General features: G+C 62.2%; 15 protein-coding genes. 10 read left to right on the top strand and 5 right to left on the bottom strand.

The features are described from left to right. Positions 1 to 133 precede the first annotated feature (133 nt). From dnaE to JHD64_RS02385, 9 genes are all read left to right on the top strand, one after another. Positions 134 to 3568, top strand: a complete 3435-nt coding sequence (gene dnaE, locus JHD64_RS02425; protein WP_199052144.1) for a DNA polymerase III subunit alpha — start codon at positions 134 to 136, stop codon at positions 3566 to 3568. Positions 3569 to 3866: 298 nt separating this feature from the next. Then, positions 3867 to 5654 (top strand): ABC transporter ATP-binding protein/permease, encoded by a 1788-nt coding sequence (locus JHD64_RS02420; protein ID WP_199052143.1) that lies wholly within the window; start codon positions 3867 to 3869, stop codon positions 5652 to 5654. Positions 5655 to 5865: 211 nt separating this feature from the next. Next, complete coding sequence (locus JHD64_RS02415; protein ID WP_199052142.1) at positions 5866 to 7485, top strand: methyl-accepting chemotaxis protein; 1620 nt, start codon at positions 5866 to 5868, stop codon at positions 7483 to 7485. A 254-nt stretch (positions 7486 to 7739) separates the two neighbouring features. After that, on the top strand, positions 7740 to 8342 hold the full coding sequence (locus tag JHD64_RS02410) for a DJ-1/PfpI family protein (protein ID WP_199052141.1): 603 nt from the start codon (positions 7740 to 7742) through the stop codon (positions 8340 to 8342). 88 nt (positions 8343 to 8430) lie between these two features. After that, the gene (locus JHD64_RS02405) at positions 8431 to 9534 is read left to right on the top strand and encodes a PfkB family carbohydrate kinase (protein ID WP_199052140.1); all 1104 of its coding nucleotides are present in this window, start codon (positions 8431 to 8433) and stop codon (positions 9532 to 9534) included. Beyond that, on the top strand, positions 9531 to 10457 hold the full coding sequence (locus JHD64_RS02400) for a pseudouridine-5'-phosphate glycosidase (protein ID WP_059284559.1): 927 nt from the start codon (positions 9531 to 9533) through the stop codon (positions 10455 to 10457). Before JHD64_RS02405 ends, JHD64_RS02400 begins: the two co-directional genes overlap by 4 nt. An 86-nt stretch (positions 10458 to 10543) precedes the next feature. After that, the gene (locus tag JHD64_RS02395) at positions 10544 to 11227 is read left to right on the top strand and encodes an HD domain-containing protein (RefSeq protein ID WP_199052139.1); all 684 of its coding nucleotides are present in this window, start codon (positions 10544 to 10546) and stop codon (positions 11225 to 11227) included. Between the two features lie 139 nt (positions 11228 to 11366). Beyond that, complete coding sequence (locus JHD64_RS02390; RefSeq protein WP_199052138.1) at positions 11367 to 11810, top strand: VOC family protein; 444 nt, start codon at positions 11367 to 11369, stop codon at positions 11808 to 11810. Positions 11811 to 11974: 164 nt separating this feature from the next. Beyond that, entirely contained in the window at positions 11975 to 12346 is a 372-nt protein-coding gene (locus JHD64_RS02385) for a VOC family protein (protein ID WP_110313165.1), read from the top strand. 102 nt (positions 12347 to 12448) lie between these two features. Here JHD64_RS02385 and JHD64_RS02380 read toward each other — a convergent pair whose 3' ends face one another. From JHD64_RS02380 to JHD64_RS02360, 5 genes are all read right to left on the bottom strand, one after another. Beyond that, positions 12449 to 13258, bottom strand: a complete 810-nt coding sequence (locus tag JHD64_RS02380) for a MetQ/NlpA family ABC transporter substrate-binding protein (protein ID WP_059284555.1) — start codon at positions 13256 to 13258, stop codon at positions 12449 to 12451. Between the two features lie 83 nt (positions 13259 to 13341). Then, positions 13342 to 14028: a methionine ABC transporter permease gene (locus JHD64_RS02375; protein WP_199052137.1), complete on the bottom strand. Its 687-nt coding sequence runs from the start codon at positions 14026 to 14028 to the stop codon at positions 13342 to 13344. After that, positions 14028 to 14765, bottom strand: a complete 738-nt coding sequence (locus tag JHD64_RS02370; protein ID WP_059284553.1) for a methionine ABC transporter ATP-binding protein — start codon at positions 14763 to 14765, stop codon at positions 14028 to 14030. The genes JHD64_RS02375 and JHD64_RS02370 overlap by 1 nt, the downstream gene beginning before the upstream one ends. Before the next feature lie 349 nt (positions 14766 to 15114). Beyond that, on the bottom strand, positions 15115 to 15861 hold the full coding sequence (locus JHD64_RS02365; protein ID WP_199052136.1) for an endonuclease/exonuclease/phosphatase family protein: 747 nt from the start codon (positions 15859 to 15861) through the stop codon (positions 15115 to 15117). 111 nt (positions 15862 to 15972) lie between these two features. Beyond that, positions 15973 to 16179, bottom strand: coding sequence for a hypothetical protein (locus JHD64_RS02360; RefSeq protein WP_199052135.1), 207 nt, complete (start codon positions 16177 to 16179; stop codon positions 15973 to 15975). Between JHD64_RS02360 and JHD64_RS02355 the strand changes: the two genes are divergently transcribed. Then, positions 16178 to 18337, top strand: coding sequence for a methyl-accepting chemotaxis protein (locus JHD64_RS02355; protein ID WP_233170296.1), 2160 nt, complete (start codon positions 16178 to 16180; stop codon positions 18335 to 18337). The two genes, JHD64_RS02360 and JHD64_RS02355, sit on opposite strands and share 2 nt — an antisense overlap. Positions 18338 to 18341: the final 4 nt, after the last annotated feature.

Raw genomic sequence — 18341 nt, 5'->3', positions numbered from 1 at the left:
TGAGTCTGCAATGCCACCATTCTAATGCTGCGTCGCAACACAAGAAAAGACCCAATGACCGCCCGTTACCACCCGCAAGGATAATCTTGCCGCGCACATGGTGCAGATGCCGCGCTGCCGGTAAAATGCCGGGATGAACGCACCCCGCTTTATTCATCTTCGCCTCCATTCGGAGTTTTCCATCACCGACGGCATTGTCCGCCTCGACGACGCGGTAAAGCGTGCGCAGAAGGACAATATGCCTGCCATGGGCATGTCGGACCTGATGAATCTGTTCGGCATGGTCAAGTTCTACAAGGCCTGCCGCAGCAAGGGCATCAAGCCCATCGTCTCGGCCGATATCTGGCTGGAAAACGAAGAAGACCGCGACAAGCCCACCCGCCTGCTGCTGACGGTGAAAAACCGCGAAGGCTATCGCCGCCTGTGCGAGCTGCTCACCATGGCCTTCACCCATAACCAGTACCGTGGCCGCGCCGAAATCAAGCGCGCCTGGCTGGAACAGGGCGACAACAGCAATCTCTTGTGCCTGTCCGGTGCACAGCACGGCGATGTGGGCGTGGCACTGGCCATGGGGCAGCGCGAGGAAGCCATGCGCCGGGCGCAATACTGGGAAAGCCTGTTTCCCGGCAGCTTTTATCTGGAAATCCAGCGCGTCGACAACCCGCAGGTGGAAAGCGTGCTGCAGGCCACGCTGTGGCTGGCGGGTGAAACCGGGCTGCCGGTGGTGGCCACCCATCCCATCCAGTTTCTGGACCCGGACGACTTCAAGGCGCACGAGGCACGGGTGTGCATTGCCGAAGGCTACACCCTGGGTGACAAGCGCCGCCCGCGCAATTTCTCCGAATGCCAGCATTTCCTGACCACCGAGCAGATGCTGGAACGCTTTGCCGACATCCCGGAAGCGCTGGAAAACACCGTGGAAATCGCCAAGCGCTGCAATATTTCCGTGGTGCTGGGCAAAAACTACCTGCCGCTGTTCCCCACCCCGGAAGGCATGACGCTGGATGACTTCCTGGTGTACGAGGCCAAGCGCGGGCTGGAAATGCGGCTGGAACAGCTCTATCCCGATCCGGACGAGCGGCTGGCGCGCCGTCCCGAATACGATGCCCGGCTGAAGTTCGAATGCGACACCATCATCCAGATGGGCTTTCCCGGTTACTTCCTGATCGTGGCGGACTTTATCCAGTGGGGTAAGGCCAATGGCTGCCCGGTGGGGCCGGGCCGGGGTTCCGGTGCCGGTTCGCTGGTGGCTTACAGCCTGAGCATTACCGACCTCGACCCGCTGCGTTACGCCCTGCTGTTCGAGCGTTTCCTGAACCCGGAACGGGTATCCATGCCCGACTTCGACGTGGACTTCTGTCAGGAAAACCGCTGGCGCGTGATCGAATACACCCGGCAGAAATACGGCGAAGAAGCCGTCAGCCAGATTGCCACCTTCGGCACCATGTCGTCCAAATCGGTGATTCGCGACGTGGGCCGGGTGCTGGACCTGCCCTTCGGCCTGTGCGACCGCCTGTCCAAGCTGATTCCGCTGGAGGCCAACAAGCCGCTGGGTCTGGAAAAGGCCATGGAGGTGGAGCCGCAGATCGGCGAAGTGATCGAATCCGAAGGCGCGGGCGAACTGATCGAACTGGCAATGAAGCTGGAAGACCTCACCCGCGGCATCGGCATGCACGCCGGTGGTGTGCTGATTGCCCCCGGCCGGCTGACCGACTTCTGCCCGCTGTATATCGCCAGTGCCGATGGTGCTTCGCCGGTATCGCAGTTCGACAAGGACGATGTGGAGCAGATCGGCCTGGTGAAGTTCGACTTCCTGGGCCTGCGCAACCTCACCATCATCGAACTGGCCCAGCGCTACATCAAGCAGGTCAGCAATGAGGACGTGGACGTTGCCCACCTGCCGCTGGACGATGCCGACGCCTACAAGATTTTTGCCAGTGCCAACACCACCGGCGTGTTCCAGTTTGAATCCTCCGGCATGAAAAAAATGCTGGTGGAGGCCAAACCCAGCAAGTTCGAAGAAATTATCGCCTTCGTGGCGCTGTACCGTCCGGGCCCGATGGACCTGATTCCCGACTTCATCCAGCGTATGCACGGCGCCAAGTTCGAATACCTGCACCCGCTCTTGGAACCGGTACTGGCACCGACTTACGGCATCATGGTGTATCAGGAACAGGTGATGCAGTCCGCCCAGGTGATTGGCGGTTACTCGCTGGGCGGTGCCGACTTGCTGCGCCGCGCCATGGGTAAGAAGAAGGTAGAGGAAATGGTGGCGCAGCGCGCCATGTTCGTGCAGGGTGCCGCCAAGCAGGACATTCCCGAAGCCAAGGCCAACGAAATCTTCGACTACATGGAGAAGTTCGCCGGCTACGGCTTCAACAAGTCGCACGCGGCGGCCTATGCGCTGGTGGCTTACCACACCGCCTGGCTCAAGGCCCACCACTGCGCCGCCTATATGGCGGCCACCATGTCCACCGAACTGGACAACACCGACCAGCTCAAGGTGTTCTACGATGACGCCACCGACGCCAAGAACGGCCTGCGCTTCCTGCCGCCGGACGTCAATCACAGCTATTACCGCTTTGTGCCGGTCAGCCGTCAGGAAATCCGCTACGCGCTGGGCGCGATCAAGGGCAGTGGCGAATCGGCGGTTGATCACATCGTGGCGGTGCGCGAAGCCAGCGGCCCCTACACCAGCCTGTTCGACTTCTGCCAGCGCACCGACAAAAAGCTGGTCAACAAGCGGGTGATCGAGGCGCTGATCCGCGCCGGCGCCTTTGACAGCATCGAACCCAACCGCGCCAAGCTGTTTGCCAATGTCGGCCTGGCCATGGAAGCCGCCGACCAGGCTCACGCCAATATCAATCAGGGCGGCCTGTTCGACATGTTCGGCGACGATGTGGCGCCGGCGGTGGAAATGGTGGAAACCCGCCCCTGGAACGACGCGGTCAAGCTGGCGGAAGAAAAAGTCGCCATCGGCTTTTACCTGTCCGGCCACCCCTTCTCGGCTTATGCCCAGGAAGTGCGCGCCTTCATCAAGACCACGCTGTCACGCCTGTCTCCACGCAAGGAGCCGCAGCTGCTGGCCGGCTTTGTCACCGGCATCCGCGTCAAGATGGGCAATCGCGGCAAGATGGCCTTTGTCGAGCTGGACGATGGCAGCGCCAAGCGCGAAATCAGCCTGTTTGGCGACAGCTATGAAAGCAATCGCAACCGGCTGAAGGAAGACATCGTGCTGGTGGTGCAGGGCAAGGTGACGGAAGACGCCTTCTCCGGCGGCCTGCGCATCATGGCCGACCGCCTGTACGATCTGGGCGAGGCGCGCAGCCGCTTTGCCCGCGGCCTGTCCTTGCAGATGAACGGCAATGCCGATGTCGGCAAGCTGAAAAGCCTGCTTGGCCCTTACCGCGACGAGGAAAACGGCTGCCTGGTACGCATCAGCTACAGCAATGCCCAGGCCCGTGGCGATGTCGCCCTGCCGCAAGCCTGGGGGGTGCGGCTGGATGACGGCCTGCTGCTGGCCTTGCAGGACTGGCTGGGCGAGCAGTGCGTCAAGATGCTGTGGTAGTCCGCCACTGAGCAGACAGGCCCGGCCATGACGGGCCCGCTCACCGCTGGCTGGTGCGCCGCCCGCCGCCCGCCGTCTTTTTCCAGCCGCCCGCAGCACTTTTTCATGACTTGGCAGACGAAGGTGATTGGCGTGGTGGCTGGCGCAAAGTATGCTGGGGCCTCGCCATGGCCTGCGGATACGCATGACGGGCCAGGCATGCCGCTGCACCGCCAGACCGGGACAAGATGCTGTAGCGCAGCGCCCGGCCTCCGGCAGCTAGGCATGGGTTGGCTGTGAGTTTGACTGAAGGGGAAACATGAACTGGAATCAGGAACTGAGCAATAGCCTGCTGTGGATTGCCAAAGCCTATGGCCTCACCTGCCTGTTGTTTGTGCTGACGGTGTGGGCGCTGGTACGGCTCACCAGTTGGGGGCGGCAATTCTGGCAACTGAGCGGCAGCTATTTCAGCCTGCGGCGCAGTGCCAAACCGCTGCTGGGATTGGCCTTGATCCTGCTGCTGACCTTGGCCGGCGTACGGCTGGACGTGGTGTTGTCCAACTGGAGCAACGGGCTGTATACCTCGCTGCAGCAGTTGAATGAAAGCCTGTTCTGGAGCTTTGTCCGCATTTTCTGCATCCTGGCCAGCATCCATGTGCTGCGCAGCCTGTTCAGCTTTTACGTCAACCAGAGCTTCTCCATCCACTGGCGCGCCTGGCTGAACGAGCAATTGCTGCAGAAACTGCTGCAGAACGACTCCTTCTACCGCCTGCAATACCTGCCGCAGCGCAGCGACAACCCCGACCAGCGTATCCAGCAGGATGTGAGCAGCTTTGTCAGCAGCTCGCTGGGCTTGTCGATGGGCGTGGTCAGCTCGCTGGTCTCCACCCTGGCCTACACGCTGATCCTGTGGAACCTGTCCGGCCCGCTGCACCTGCTGGGGGTGGACATCCCGCGCGCCATGGTGTTTGCCGTCTTCCTGTATGTGCTGATCGCCACCGTGCTGGCGGTGAAGATCGGTCGTCCGCTGGTGCGGCTGAACTTCCTTAACGAACAGTACAACGCCAATTACCGTTACCTGCTGGTGCGCTTGCTGGAGTATGCGGAAAGCATCGCATTTTATGCCGGTGAAAAAGTGGAAGGCATGCTGCTGCGCAGCCGCTTCGGCCAGATCATCCACAACAACTGGCGCATCGTGTTCCGGTCGCTGAAATTCCAGGGCTTCAACCTGATTGTCAGCCAGACCGCGGTGGTGTTTCCGCTGATCGTGCAGGCGCACCGCTTTTTCTCCAAGCAGATCACCCTGGGCGACCTGATGCAAACCTCGCAGGCCTTTGGCACCCTGCATGACAATCTGTCTTTCTTCCGCAATGCCTACGACGACTTTGCCGGCTACCGTGCGGTACTGAACCGTCTGTCCGGTTATTGCGACTCCATGCAGGAAGCCGCCGCCCTGCCGCGCCCGGACATACGCAGCGACGGCACCCGGCTGGCACTGGAAAACTTCAGCCTGCAAGCCCCGGATGGCCGTACCTTGCTGGAGCAGGTCAATCTGGACATCGCGAGCGGCAGCGCCCTGCTGATCCGGGGTGCCTCCGGCAGCGGCAAGACCACCCTGCTGCGCAGCCTGGCCGGGCTGTGGCCCTATAGCAGCGGACAGATCATCCGGCCACAGCAGGGGCTGATGTTCCTGTCGCAAAAGCCCTACCTGCCGGGCGGCACGTTGCGCGATGCACTGTATTACCCCGCCAGCGCGCCGGCTGCTGCCACACAGGAAGCCGCCATGGTGCTGCAAACCGTGCAGCTGGGCCATCTGCAGGGCCGGCTGGATGAAGAACGCGACTGGAGCCAGACCCTGTCGCTGGGCGAGCAGCAGCGGCTGGCCTTTGGCCGCTTGCTGCTGAACAAACCGGCCATCGCCTTCCTCGACGAAGCCAGCTCGGCGCTGGATGAAGGGCTGGAAGACGCCATGTACCGCCTGCTGCGCCAGCAATTGCCCGCCACCACCATCGTCAGCGTGGGCCACCGCAGCAGCCTGTTGCAACACCACGGGCTGCAATTGCAAATCCTGGAAAATAGCCGCTGGCAATTGGCCAGTACCCGCTAAAGCCAGCGCAGTCCGCCACCCATGCCAGACCGCACCGCCAGATGGTGCGGTCTTTTTTTGCCGCTTGAGCGGGCAGGTGCCAGCCCGCAGGCTCTGCCTGCTTGAAATAGCCCTACAAACGTCATGAATCGATGCTATACGTATAGCTACGTAGAAAGAATACTTGGTCGTTGCCACGGCAAGCGGCCCTTAACCTAGCAAGGACTTTCCCATGACCATCATCAGACGCCTCATGCTGACCCTGGCCATCGCCCTGCTCGCCCTCTTGCTGGTGGGTGGCTTTGGTGCCTACCAACAAAAACAGGCCAGCAACCGTTTTGAAGACACCATCAGCAACCTGGCCCCCAGCGTGCGCGACCTGAATGGCATGGTGTATGCCTTCATGGATATCAAGAATGCCATTACCAAGCATGCGATTTCCCATACTCCAGGCGAAAAAGCGGCAGCAGAAGCCATGTCCGGTGAAGCCGACAAGAAACTGGATGACCTGATCAACGACTACGAGAAAAACCTGATCTCGGACGATCACGACCGCCAGCTGCTGCAGGATGACAGGGTCAAACTGGCCGCTTATCGTGCCGAACGCAGCAAATTCTTCGAACTGGACAAGGGGGGTAAAGAGGATCAAGCCGATGCCATGCTGCGCGACGGCCCCTTGTACATCGCCGGCATAGAAATGCGCAAGGCCTTGATTGCCCACACCGAGTACAACCTCAAGCTGGCCTTCGACACGCTGGAAACCAACAAGGCTGCCTACAACAGCGCCTTGCTGCAAACCGGTGGCGTGATTGCTGTTGTCCTGCTGCTGGTGCTGTACATGGGCGTGGTACTGTTCCGCACCATCAGCCGCGGCCTGTCGTCCATCCAGAGCACCATGCAGCAGGTCAGCCAGTCGCTGGACTTCACCCAGCGCGCACCGCAGGTGAGCAAGGATGAAATCGGCCTGACCGCTGCCGCGTTCAACAGCCTGCTGGATGGGCTGCAACGCAATCTGAAATCGATACTGGATGGCGCGCGCTCGGTGGCCGATGCCTCGCAAGGCCTGTCGCAGACCGCCACCCAGGTGGCTGCCGCCGCCGACTCGCAGTCGGCCTCTTCCGCCAATATGGCGGCCACCATCGAACAGATGACGGTCAGCATCAACCACGTAGCCAGCCGCGCCAGTGAATCACGCGATCTGGCCCACAATGCCGGCACGCTGGCCCAGCAGGGCTCCAGCACCATCTCGCAAACCATCAGCGACATCCGCGAGATTTCCCAGGCGGTGGACAGTGCCGCCGGCAGCATCCGCGAACTGGATACCTACAGCGCCCAGGTGGATACCGTGGTGGGGGTGATCAAGGACATTGCCGACCAGACCAATCTGCTGGCGCTGAATGCCGCCATCGAAGCAGCCCGCGCCGGTGAAATGGGCCGTGGTTTTGCCGTGGTGGCCGACGAGGTACGCAAGCTGGCCGAACGCACCAGCAGCTCCACCCAGGAAATCTCCTCGACCATCAGCGCCATGCGTGACCGCTCGCGCCAGGCCACCGAGCAGATGCACTCGGCCGAAGAACTGGTGCGCAACGGGGTCAGCCGTGCCGACCATGCCGATGGCGCCATCAAGCAGATCGGCGAAGCCACCGGCAATACCGTGCACATGGTCAGTGAGATTTCCGATGCCATTACCGAACAGGGCAAGGCCACCAACAATATCGCGGTGCAGGTGGAGCAGATTGCCCAGATGACCGAAGAGTCCTCCAGCGCGGCACAGGAAGCCGCCAGCAGTGCCCGCCATCTGGACGAACTGGCCCGCCAGCAAATCAGCACCCTCAGCCAGTACCGGCTGTAAACCTCCCCGTCATGGCTGCCATGCTGATGCTGGCGGCCATGTACGCCCCCCGCTGCCACGCAGCTTTATGACCCGATTTCCCGCCCGGCAAGATCTTTATCGCCAACAATCGATAACAGCAGCATAATCCTGTCTCCTGCCCGCCAGACCAACAGCATGCCGCAGCCCTTGGCACCGCGGACAAAAGCCCTACGCAGCAATGCCATGTCATTTTGTCAGCGACCGTCCGCCGGCTGCGCGCCTAAGGAGACAGCATGAAAATCGCCATCGTCACGTTTCAGGGTTTCAACGAGCTGGACTCGTTCATTGCCGCCGGCATGCTTAACCGCATGCAGCCACATGGCTGGGAAGCCTGCATCACCAGCCCGAGTGAACAGATCACCTCGATGAATGGCGTCACCGTGCGCGCCCAGCAACCGCTGGAGTTTGCCAACCAGGCCGACGTGGTGCTGTTTGGCAGCGGCGTCATGACCCGTGACTTCGCCAACGACCCGGAACTGCTGGCCCGCCTGCAGCTCAATCCGGCCCGCCAGCTGATTGGCGCACAGTGTTCCGGCACCCTGCTGATGGCCAGGCTGGGGCTGATCGACAAGCTGCCGGCCTGTACCGACCAGCGCACCAAACCCTGGGTGGAACAGGCCGGCATCGAAGTGCTGGACGCACCCTTCCATGCCAGCGGCAATCTGGCCACGGCCGGCGGCTGCCTGTCGGCGCAATACCTGGCCAGCTGGGTGATGCTCAAGCGCAGCAGCGAAACCGCCACCCGCGAAGCATTGGATTACGTGGTGCCGGTAGGGGAAAAGGCCAGCTATACCAACAAGCTGCTGGACACCGTGCGCCCCTTCATCAGCGGCTAGCGCGCGCGGCCAGACCGCCCGGCGGCTTGACCCGTGCCGGTGACTGCGACACAATCAAACAAAAGTTAGCATTACGGACATTTGTTTGATGACACAACGTGAGCAGGAAATCCTGCAACTGCTGCGCCAGAACCCGCTGATCCCGCAGCAACAGCTGGCAGACCAGCTGGGCATCAGCCGCTCGGCGGCAGCCGGCCACATCATGAAGCTGATGCAAAAAGGCCATATCCTGGGCAAAGGCTACATCCTGGCCGAGACCCGCTATGTGGTGCTGCTGGGCGGGGCCAATATGGACATCCGCGGCAGCACGCCGGCCAACCTGCGCTTTGGCGACTCCAATCCCGGCCAGGTCAGCTGCTCGCCCGGAGGCGTGGCGCGCAATATTGCCGAGAATCTGGCGCGGCTGGGAGCGGATTGCCGGCTGCTCAGCGCCGTGGGCGACGATCTGTATGGCCGCTCGCTACTGGACTCCACCCAGCGCGCCGGGGTGGATGTGCGCCCGGTGCTGGTACTGCCGGACGCCGCCACCTCCACCTATCTGTCCATCCACGGCCCGGATGGCGACATGGCCATCGCCATCAACGACATGCAGGTGCTGAACCGGCTGGATGCCGCCAGGCTGGCCCCGCAGCGCGAGCTGGTCCGCCATGCCGGCCTGATCGTGGCCGACGCCAACCTGTCACCCGATGCACTGGCCTGGCTGTTTGCCGAAGCCGAACAACAGCCGGTGTTTGTCGATACCGTGTCAGCCTTCAAGGCCGAACGCATCCGCCCCTGGCTGGGCCGCATCCACACCATCAAGCCCAATCGCCTCGAAGCCGCCACCCTGTCCGGCCTGCCACTGGCTGGCCCAGCCGATGCACCGGCCGTCGCCGACTGGTTTCACCAGCAGGGCGTGCAGCAAGTCATCCTCAGCCTGGCGGGTGACGGCGTGTTCTACAGCAGCGCCGCAGGCCAGGGCTGGAGCCCGGCCCCGCAGGTGGACATCGTCAACGCCACCGGCGCCGGCGATGCGCTAATGGCTGGCCTGGCCTGGGGCTGGCTGCAACAATTGCCGCTGGCCGAAGCGGTGTGCCTGGCCCAGGCCTGCGCCGCGCTGACCCTGAGCTGCGCCGCCACCAACAACCCTACCCTGTCGCTGGCCGCCATCCAGCAGCTGTGCCCAACCCTGTCTTACCCGGAGCCATCATGACCCAACACGCTTACCTGGACATCCATCCCGAAGTCGCCGCCGCCCTGGCCGCCGGCCAGCCGGTGGTGGCACTGGAATCCACCATCATTTCGCATGGCATGCCCTATCCGCAGAATGTGGAAACCGCCCTGCAAGTGGAAGCCGAAGTGCGCGCCCATGGCGCGGTGCCGGCCACCATTGCCATCATCAATGGCCGGCTGAAAGCCGGCCTCAGCCGCGCAGACATCGAAGTGCTGGGCAAGAACGGCCGCGAGGTGGTCAAGGTCAGCCGCCGTGACATCCCCTTTATCGTGGCAGCCGGCCAGACCGGTGCCACCACCGTGGCCTCTACCATGATCGTGGCCGCCATGGCCGGCATCCGCGTATTCGCCACCGGTGGCATTGGTGGTGTGCATCGCGGTGCGCAGCAGAGCTTCGACATTTCTGCCGACTTGCAGGAACTGGCGCAGACCCCGCTGGCCGTGGTGTGTGCCGGGGCCAAATCCATTCTCGACCTGGGCCTGACCCTGGAATATCTGGAAACCCATGGCGTGCCGGTCATCGGCTATCAAACCACCACCCTGCCGGCCTTCTTCAGCCGCGACAGCGCCTTCAAGGTGGACTACCGCCTGGATAGCCCGGCCGCCATCGCCGCCGTGATGAAAGCCAAGTGGGAGCTGCAACTGCAAGGCGGCATGGTGGTGGCCAACCCGATTCCCGCGCAATACGCCCTGTCCAGCGCCAGCATCGATGCCGCCATCGAACAGGCCCTGGGTGAAGCCAGCGCACAAGGCATTGGCGGCAAGGAATCTACCCCCTTCCTGCTGGCACGGGTATGCGAACTGACCGGTGGCAACAGCCTTGCCGCCAATATCCAGCTGGTGCTGAACAATGCCCGGCTGGCGGCCGCCATTGCCGGCGACTACTGCCGTCTGCACGGCTGAGCCACCTGCCCGCCCCTGCTGCCGCCATGGTTGACGCCGGCTGGCGGCAGGGGTGTAATCAACGGCCCGCCAACCGATACCCTGCCATGAACGCTCCCTCTGCCCCCCTGCCCCTGTCCGACACCCCGCTGCTGCAATACTGGCAACAACAGCTGATCACGCTGCTGCAACAGCAAGCGGCCGACGATGATGGCGCGCATGACCTCAGCCATTTCCATCGCGTCTGGGCTGCCGCACGGCACATCCTGCAACAGCACAGCGAGGCCGATGCCCTGGTGGTGCTGGCTGCCTGCTATCTGCATGATCTGGTCAATCTGCCCAAGAACCACCCGCAGCGCGAACAGGCGTCGCGCATGGCCGCTGCCAAGGCCGGCCCGCTGCTGCAGGCGGCCGGTTTTCCTGCCGACAAACTGCAGGCCGTGGCCCACGCCATCGAGGCACACAGTTTTTCCGCCAATATCACGCCACGCACGCTGGAAGCACAGATCGTGCAGGACGCCGACCGCATGGACGCGCTGGGAGCCATTGGCCTGGCGCGCATGTTTTACACCTCCGGCCGCATGGGTCGCCAGCTGGCGCACGCGGATGATCCACTGGCCAGCACACGCCAGCTGGACGACCGTGAATACGCGCTGGATCACATCGAGGTCAAGCTGGAAAAGCTGCCGGCCATGATGCAGACAGCAGCCGGCCGTGCCATGGCGGAAGAACGCCTGCAGCGGCTGCGCACCTTTCGCCAGCAGTTTGTCGAGGAATGGCTGGCACGCTGAATGCCGTACTTCACCGGATGGGCAGCGCCAGCACTGCGGCGTATGATGGGACAAAAGTCGTCAAGAAAAGAAGCGCCCTGCCCGGCGGTTTTGCATCAAACCACGGCAGGCCATGGCGCTTCCATAGAGGAGATGTCCCATGGAATACCATTACGGAAGACTGCTCGACCATGTTCACCTTGTCGTGTCCGACCTGCCGGCCAGCAAGCGCTTTTACCGCGCCGTGCTGCAGGCCCTGGGACGTGAACTGACCGGTGAAGGTCCGGATTATTTCTGGGCCGACGAACTGTTTGTCTCCTGCGGCAGCCCGGCCAGCCGCAGCCATGTGCATCTGGCCTTCCAGACAGCCGATCCGGGCCGGGTGCAGCGTTTTTATCAGGCCGGGCTGGCCGCCGGCGGCAGCGACAATGGCCAGCCGGGCGAACGCCCCTACCACGATGGCTATTACGCCGCCTATCTCACCGACCCGGACGGCAACAATATCGAAGCGGTGTTCCACGGCCCGCACTGGCGCAGCGCTGCCTCTATCCAGGTGCAGCCGCGCTGCCAGGATGTGGCGGCACCGTTTACCGTGTGTGAATAAGCCGCCGACAAGCGCAGCCGGTTTGGCCTGCGCCGGATGATCAGCGCCTAGCGCCGGCCGGCATGAGACAGACGGCAAGACCAGCCATGCCCATGGCGCAGGCGTTTTCAACGCCGCATCACCGCAGCACAGCAAACGATGAAGGACTTTTTCAGGAGAACATCATGATTGGCTACGTCACTCTCGGCAGCAACGACCTGCAGCGCGCTGCCGCCTTCTACGACACCTTGCTGGCCGGCATCGGTGCCAGCCGCCTGTGGGAAATGGACCGTGGCATCTGCTGGGGCACCCATCCGGAGCGGCCACAACTGGCCATCATGCGGCCATTCAATGGCGAGCCGGCCACGGCAGGCAACGGGGTGATGGTGGGCTTTTATCTGGACAACCGTGCCGACGTCGACAAACTGCACGCTCATGCACTGCAGCTGGGCAGCCAGGACGAGGGCGCGCCCGGCCTGCGCGGTGACGACTTCTACGGTGCCTATTTCCGCGACCTGGATGGCAACAAGCTGTGTTGTTTCACCATGGTCAAATAAAAAAACGGAGGGCCATGCCCTCCGCACAAGTCTTGTAGCCAGGAGTGTTACAAGAAAACCGTATCCGGGCCGCCCACCAGGGCGGCCCTTTGCATGGCCGGCTTATTTCCAGCCCTGCGGGAATTTGTAGCCTACATACTTTTGCTTGGCCCAGTCGCTGAAGGCGCGGGAGTTGTAGGCGGCAATCACATCACGCGCCCACGGCTTGCCGGCATCGGCCGCCCGTACCACACCCCAGTTGACATAGGCATAGCTCTTTTCCTGATAGATGGCCTCGGTCAGCTTGATGCCGGAGCTGGTGGCGTAGTTGCCATTGATCACGGCAAAGTCGACATCATTGCGCGAACGCGGCAGCTGGGCAGCTTCCAGCTGGACAATCTTCAGCTTCTTCACATTCTGGGCAATATCCCGCTCGGAGGCGGTCAGCGGATTGATGCCCGGCTTGAGCTTGACCCAGCCCAGATCGTTCAGCATCACCAGCGCACGGGCAAAGTTGGACGGATCGTTTGGTGCGGAAACCGTGCTGCCATCCTTCACGTCCTTGAGCGATTTGAGCTTGCCCGGATAAATGCCCAGCGGAGCGGTCGGCACCTGGAACACTTCCTTCAGGCTCAGCTTGTGTTCCTTGACGAAGCTGTCCAGGTAAGGCTTGTGCTGGAACACGTTCACGTCCAGCGCGCCTTCCTGCAAGGCCAGATTGGGACGCACATAGTCGGTGAATTCCACCAGCTTCACGCTATAGCCCTGCTTTTCCAGGATGGGCTTGATCGACTGCTTGACCATGTCGCCAAAGTCACCCACGGTGGTGCCAATCACGATTTCCTTCTTGGCCGGGTCGGCAGCCAGGGCAGAACCGGCCACGGCCAGGCCCAGCAGCGAGGCGGCCAGCGCCTTGATGACAAATCTACGCATACGAACTCCTTGCGATATACAGGTAGGGGAAAATGCCGGGCTGGGCTGGACAGGCCAGCCCGCCCGGTCTGGAATCAGTCCGCTTAGCGCTTGTCCAGCCGCGCGGCCAGCCGGTTGCCGACAAACTGGATGATCTGCACGATCAGCACCAGCAGCAGCACCATGGCCACCATCACATCGGTCTGGAAGCGGTAATAACCATAGCGGATGGCCAGGTCGCCAATGCCGCCACCACCCACCACCCCCGCCACGGCGGAGTAACTCAGAAAACTGATGGTGAGAATGGTCAGGCTGGAAATCAGCCCGGAACGCGCCTCGTTCAGCAGCACCTTGACGACGATCTGTAGCGGGCTGGCACCCATGGCCTCAGCCGCCTCCACCACCCCGCGCGGGATTTCACGCAGGGTTTGCTCCACCAGACGGGCGAAATAGGGAATGGCGGCAAAGGACAGCGGCACGGCAGCGGCCACCGGGCCGATGGTGCTGCCGACGATCAGCCGGGTCAGCGGCACCAGCGACACCATCAGGATGATGAAGGGGAAGGAGCGCACCAGGTTCACCGTCCAGCCCAGCAGGCCATGGACCCAGCGGTTGGCAAACAGCTGCCCCGGCTGTGACAGGTACAACACGATGCCCAGCGGGCCGCCCAGGGTAATGGCGGCCGCCAACCCCACCGCCAGCATCAGCGCCGTTTCGCGGCAGGCCTGCCAGATTTCCGGAGCCATGCTGGCCAGGTCAGCCAGCGCAGCGGCAAAAGTCAGCTCTTCCATTACGCGGCCTCCAGCAGCGAGCGCGCCAGCGCCGAGCGGGCATCCACTTCTGCCCCGTTGACTTCCACCACCTCCACCACGCGACCGGCATCCAGTACCGCGGCACGATGGCAGATGGAGCGCACCACATGCATTTCGTGGGTGACAATCACCACCGTCACGCCAAAGCGCTGATTGATATCCTTCAGGCAATCCAGAATGGATTGGGTGGTCTTGGGGTCGAGTGCGGAGGTGGGTTCGTCCGCCAGAATCACCTTGGGCCGCGGCGCCAGCGCACGGGCAATGCCCACCCGCTGCTTCTGCCCGCCGGACAGCTGCGCCGGATAGTGCCCGGCCCGGTCGGTCAGGCCGACAATCTCCAGGCACTCGGCCACGCGGCTGGCGATGTCCGCAGCAGACCAGCCGGCAATTTCCAGCGGAAAGGCGATATTGCCTGCCACCGTGCGATTGGCCATCAGGTTGAATTGCTGGAACACCATGCCCAGTTGCTGGCGCGCCCGGCGCAGGGCCTTGGCATCCAGCGCGGTCAGGTCTTGCCCGGCCACGATGACGGCACCGGAATCAGGCCGCTCCAGCAGATTGATCAGTCGTAGCAGCGTGGATTTGCCGGCACCGGAAAAGCCGATCAGGCCGAACACTTCGCCGGCAGCAATCGACAGCGAGGTATCGCAAACAGCATCAAACCAGCCGCCGTCGGGGCGGCGAAAGCGCTTGCAGATATTTTGCAGATGAATCATTCAAACACTCCAGAATGCAGAAAGCCCGCCAATGACTGCGGCGGGCTGGGCATGGAATCTTTGAATGCTTGGTAAAGATTATATAAGCAGAAGAGAGTGCATCGGGGTCTGCTTACCCACGCTTTAGCTGTTTTACGCCCGCAAGCTGTGTCAAATCGGCGATCAAGTTTGGATGTATTTGAACATGGATTTTCATATTGCGTCAAGCCCAATGCAGCATTCCTGCCATGAATAGACATTTTTTGCAGGAAACCGGCGTTATTACACCAGAATACTCAGGAATTAAGCAGTGATTGATCAATCGGCAATCGCCGATATTCCAATGCGAAAACAGCCCCCCCACGCCTGCTCAGGCAGGCAACAAGGAGGCGCAGATCGGCAGGTGGTCGGATAGCCGCGACCAGGGCCGGCCATGCTGCACTTCGGCACTCACCACCTGCAGGCCGCGCACATAGATGCGATCCAGCGGCAACAGCGGCATGCGCGCCGGAAAACTCAGCGCATAGCGCCCGCTCTTTTGCTGGAACACCTCCTGCAGGCCGGCCTCCTGCAGGCAGTGGCTGGCCTCGCCCTGCCAGTCATTGAAGTCGCCGGCCAGGATGATGGGCACATCCGGCGCAATGGCAGCACCGATGTAATGCACCAGATTGGCATATTGCTTGCGGCGGTCGCGCGCCAGCAGATTGAGATGGGCACACAAGGCCACCACCGGCTGCTGCCAGCCCTTGGGCAGCATCACGCAATGCAGCACGCCCCGGCTTTCAAAGCGGTTGACCGAGATATCGCGATTGCACCACTCGATGATGGGATAGCGTGACAGCAGCGCATTGCCATGGTGGCCATGCTCATACGCCGCATTCAGCCCGTAGGCCACCTTGTGGTCCAGCCGCCGTGCCAGGTAGTGGTGCTGCGGCAGCAGCGGCCAGCCCTCATGACGCAAGGCGCGCAGCAGGTTCTTGCCCTGTACCTCCTGCAAAAACAGCAGGTCGGGGGACAGTGTCTCCAGCGCCTGGGCAATTTCTTCCACGCGCAGGTGACGGTTAAGCGGCGACATGCCTTTGTGGATGTTGTAAGTCGTTACGTGCAGAGGTTTCATGACTCTATCCATAGCCTACTCAGGCAGGGCAGCGCCAGCCCCCAGCGCAGATGAAGTGAAAAAAACCGCTGACAGCGTTTTAGCCGGTGCAACAGCTGGTCAGCGCGTGCCTCACAACAGGGCATTCCCGCACCCAAACAGGGCGAGCCATCCAGAATGGTGCAATAAAACTGGCATATTGAATACAATATCTTTCAAATCAATCGATTCGGTGTAATTCAACACTTTAATTTCTTGCACCACAGGCATGCATCTTGCATCACGCATGGGGAAAGTTTGTCGGGCTTGCTGCCCATCACCCCATCTGGAGATGTCCATGAGTCTGATCAGCCATCGCATGGCCCTGAGTGCGGCAGAAAAACGCTGGCTACCCTGGCTGGGCCCCAGCGGCAAACTGGCCATGGGCCTGGCCTGTGCCTATAACCGTGACCGCTACCCGGCGCTGGAAAGCATTTTTGACAACTTTGGGCGTTTGCGGGTGCTGATACTGCAGCAATGGGCGGAGCAACAATGGCGGCAGCTGGAAGGCCTGGCCATGCGGCTGGGCAGCATGGCGCCGGAACAGCTGGCGAGCGAACTGGCGTCACGCCTGTCCGAGCTGCCGGATGTCACCGAGCTGTTCATCCTGCTTCCGGACAACCGGGTGCTGGCCTCCAGTGCCGGCAGCCGCGCCTGTACGCAGGGGCCACATGCGGCGGCGCTGGCGCAGGGCTTGCAGCAAGCCTTTCTCTATGGTCCCTACCGCGACCCGCAAACCCTGCAGCAGGGCCCGCGCAGCTCCAGCTTTCACGATGCCGTCACCTTGCTGTTCATGCGTCCCTTGCGCCTGAACGGACAGCAACAGGCCTGCCTGTGCGCGCGGGTGCCCAACGATGTGGTGGGCGACCTGATCCAGCGCGAAGCCGGCCATATTTTCCATGAGTCCGGCGACAATTATCTGTTCATGGTGCAGTCCCGCTTCGACCCGGGCATTGCGCCGGGCACGGCCTTGTCGCGCTCGCGCTTTGAAGACCGTACCTTCAGCGGCGGCGACAATCTGAAAGACGGGGTCAAGACGGCCTACGGCGTGGTGAAGGTTGCCCAGCACACCGAGCTGGAACTGGTGTTCAATGATCCGGCCACCGGCCAGCTGCACCCCGGCGTACGTGAAACCATACGCCACGGGGAAAACCTGTTCGTCACCTATCCGGGCTATTCCGACTACCGTCACATCCCGGTGATCGGCAAGGGCATCCGCTTCCAGATGCCCGGCTCTGCGGATGTATGGGGCATGATGTGCGAGGCCGATCTGGCCGAAGTCTACCGCTATCGCTCGGTCAGCCAGCGGCTGATGCGTGGCTTTGTCGGGGTGCAGCTGCTGCTGCTCGGCGTGGGCTATGCAGTACAGACCCTGCTCGCCCCGCCGGCCGGCCTGCAGCTCTTGCTGAACCTGCTATTGCTGGTGGCGGGGGCCGTGGTGTTTCGCCAGGCCTTTACCCGGCCGCTGGCCTTACGACTGCGCGGCATGAGCGGCATGATACGCAATATCGCCGAAGGCGATGGCAACCTCACCCTGCGGCTGGACCGCAGCCAGCTCAGGTCGGACGAAACCGGGGTGATGGCACAATGGGTCAACAGCCTGATCGACCAGTTCGACCGCACGCTGGGTCAGGTGATACGGCTGAGCCAGTCGCTGCAGCAGCGCAACCACGACATGGCCGCGCACAATATGGCCACGGTGACGGCTGCCAGCCAGGTATTGAGCACGGTACAACGCACCCAGGACGGGCTGAGCCGGCAGCAGGAAACACTCGACACCGCCAATCACAACGCCAACGGCATGGAACTGGCCATGCAGCAGCAACAGTTGCTGGCCCGCCAGCAACTGGACACGGTCAGCCAGAGTACGCTGGGCATCCGCGAGACGGTCGGACACTCGGCACAGACCATTGCCCAGCTCAGCGACAGCACCCGCGAAATCGAACAGGTAGTCAGCCTGATTCAGGAAATTGCCAAGCAGACCAATCTGCTGGCGCTCAATGCCGCCATCGAAGCGGCACGGGCCGGGGAAAGCGGCCGTGGCTTTGCCGTGGTGGCCGACGAAGTGCGCAAGCTGGCGGAACGCACCAGCAAGTCGACGCTGGAAATCGACGGCATGATCCAGCGGGTGCAGCACCAGGCGAGCGAGGCGGTGAATACCATGCAAAGCGGCATGCAGCACCTGGAACAGGGCTTGCAGCTGGCCGAGGCATCGGCCGGAGAAAACATCGAAGTACAGCGCATTGTCAGCAGCCTGCTTGGCACCATCGGCCAGCTTACCGATTCCGGCCAGGCCCATGCCAGTGCCACGGCAGAGATCGGTACCGTGGCCAGCTCCATGCACCTGGCACAGCAAAGCCTGTCCGACTGCGTGGAACAGACCCGTCACACCATCGGCCTGCTGGGTTTGCTGGCTGGACGTTTCCGGGTCAGCGAGGCCATGGGCAAAGGCCGCTGAGCGC

This window comes from Aquitalea sp. ASV15, from assembly GCF_016429115.1.
Taxonomy (GTDB): Bacteria; Pseudomonadota; Gammaproteobacteria; order Burkholderiales; family Chromobacteriaceae; genus Aquitalea; species Aquitalea magnusonii.
Note: the sequence above shows the minus strand (reverse complement) of the source record. Positions and strands in the feature narration are given on the sequence as shown.

What these genes read in the sequence shown, in the direction of transcription:
- dnaE (WP_199052144.1), top strand. Translation starts at nt 134, where the DNA reads ATGAACGCACCCCGCTTTATTCATCTTCGCCTCCATTCGGAGTTTTCC.
- JHD64_RS02420 (WP_199052143.1), top strand. Translation starts at nt 3,867, where the DNA reads ATGAACTGGAATCAGGAACTGAGCAATAGCCTGCTGTGGATTGCCAAA.
- JHD64_RS02415 (WP_199052142.1), top strand. Translation starts at nt 5,866, where the DNA reads ATGACCATCATCAGACGCCTCATGCTGACCCTGGCCATCGCCCTGCTC.
- JHD64_RS02410 (WP_199052141.1), top strand. Translation starts at nt 7,740, where the DNA reads ATGAAAATCGCCATCGTCACGTTTCAGGGTTTCAACGAGCTGGACTCG.
- JHD64_RS02405 (WP_199052140.1), top strand. Translation starts at nt 8,431, where the DNA reads ATGACACAACGTGAGCAGGAAATCCTGCAACTGCTGCGCCAGAACCCG.
- JHD64_RS02400 (WP_059284559.1), top strand. Translation starts at nt 9,531, where the DNA reads ATGACCCAACACGCTTACCTGGACATCCATCCCGAAGTCGCCGCCGCC.
- JHD64_RS02395 (WP_199052139.1), top strand. Translation starts at nt 10,544, where the DNA reads ATGAACGCTCCCTCTGCCCCCCTGCCCCTGTCCGACACCCCGCTGCTG.
- JHD64_RS02390 (WP_199052138.1), top strand. Translation starts at nt 11,367, where the DNA reads ATGGAATACCATTACGGAAGACTGCTCGACCATGTTCACCTTGTCGTG.
- JHD64_RS02385 (WP_110313165.1), top strand. Translation starts at nt 11,975, where the DNA reads ATGATTGGCTACGTCACTCTCGGCAGCAACGACCTGCAGCGCGCTGCC.
- JHD64_RS02380 (WP_059284555.1), bottom strand. Translation starts at nt 13,258, where the DNA reads ATGCGTAGATTTGTCATCAAGGCGCTGGCCGCCTCGCTGCTGGGCCTG.
- JHD64_RS02375 (WP_199052137.1), bottom strand. Translation starts at nt 14,028, where the DNA reads ATGGAAGAGCTGACTTTTGCCGCTGCGCTGGCTGACCTGGCCAGCATG.
- JHD64_RS02370 (WP_059284553.1), bottom strand. Translation starts at nt 14,765, where the DNA reads ATGATTCATCTGCAAAATATCTGCAAGCGCTTTCGCCGCCCCGACGGC.
- JHD64_RS02365 (WP_199052136.1), bottom strand. Translation starts at nt 15,861, where the DNA reads ATGAAACCTCTGCACGTAACGACTTACAACATCCACAAAGGCATGTCG.
- JHD64_RS02355 (WP_233170296.1), top strand. Translation starts at nt 16,178, where the DNA reads ATGAGTCTGATCAGCCATCGCATGGCCCTGAGTGCGGCAGAAAAACGC.
- JHD64_RS02360 (WP_199052135.1), bottom strand. Translation starts at nt 16,179, where the DNA reads ATGGACATCTCCAGATGGGGTGATGGGCAGCAAGCCCGACAAACTTTC.